Source organism: Leucobacter sp. M11 (genome assembly GCF_035726885.1).
Taxonomy (GTDB): Bacteria; Actinomycetota; Actinomycetes; order Actinomycetales; family Microbacteriaceae; genus JAPFRB01.
This window is the reverse complement of sequence record NZ_JAPFRB010000001.1, coordinates 223294-224187: the sequence shown is the minus strand read 5'-3', so window position 1 is coordinate 224187 and position 894 is coordinate 223294. Positions and strand designations below refer to the sequence as shown.

Here is an 894-nt window from a genome sequence, read left to right as displayed (position 1 = left end):
ACCGCTGAGAAAGGGTGGCTATGAACGCCTCATTCCCACGCTCCGATGACAAGAAGACCGGGTACCACGCCGAGCAGGTCGATGCGTTCCTCGACCGGGCTCGCCGTTCCTACGACGGCACCTGCCCCCCGGACGAGGCGGTCACCGCGGACGAGCTGCGCACCGTCTCCTTCGACCTGCAGAAGGGCGGCTACTCCGCGCGCTTCGTGGACGCGGCCCTGGACCGGCTCGAGGACGTGTTCTTTGAGCGGGAGCGCCGCCAGCGCATCCGCGAGCTCGGCGAGGAGGCGTGGCGCGCCCGGGTTCGCGGTCTCGCCCTGGAGATCCGCGGACGGGTGACGCAGCCGAAGGGGAAGCGTTTTCGCCGGATGAGCGTGATCACGTCCGGCTACAAGCGGAGCCAGGTGGATGCCTTCCTCGACAAGATCGCGGGCTTCCTCGACGGCCGCAACGGCCTCACCCCGCTGGAGGTGCGCGACGTGACCTTCCACACCGAGATCCGCGGCTACAACGAGGACCAGGTTGACCTCTTCCTCGACGCCGTCATTGAGCTGATCCTGTCCCGCCGCTGAGCGACGCCCTGAGCGTGAGCTGAGCGGGGATCGCGTGATTCCGCGATCTCGGTTAGACTCGATCACACTGTGACTACATCATCGAAACAATCCGCATCCGCCCGGGGGTTCTCTCCGCGCCGCGCCCTCAAGACCACCGTGGCGCTCGGCGCCGTGGCCGGCTTCGTCGGCCTGGCGGCGGTCGCTCCCTTCGCGGCGAAGCCCGCTGAAGCCGAGGAGTACGCCCCGCTCGCGCGCGGCTCCGTGATGAACCAGCAGCTGATGGCCGCCGCCACGGAGGCCTCCGACTTTGACCTGCAGCGTTTCGAGGCCGAGCCTCCGC

1 protein-coding gene and 1 pseudogene are annotated in these 894 nt (G+C 68.3%); both read left to right on the top strand.

Annotated elements, in window-relative coordinates:
* Positions 1-20 precede the first annotated feature (20 nt).
* Positions 21-572, top strand: a complete 552-nt coding sequence (locus OOT08_RS01100) for a DivIVA domain-containing protein (RefSeq protein WP_325090739.1) — start codon at positions 21-23, stop codon at positions 570-572.
* A 69-nt stretch (positions 573-641) separates the two neighbouring features.
* Positions 642-894, top strand: a pseudogene (locus OOT08_RS01095) (hypothetical protein); the annotation flags it as partial.

Bases quoted from the DNA above. Each gene is read 5' to 3' on its own strand.
- OOT08_RS01100 (WP_325090739.1), top strand. From the start codon at position 21: ATGAACGCCTCATTCCCACGCTCCGATGACAAGAAGACCGGGTACCAC.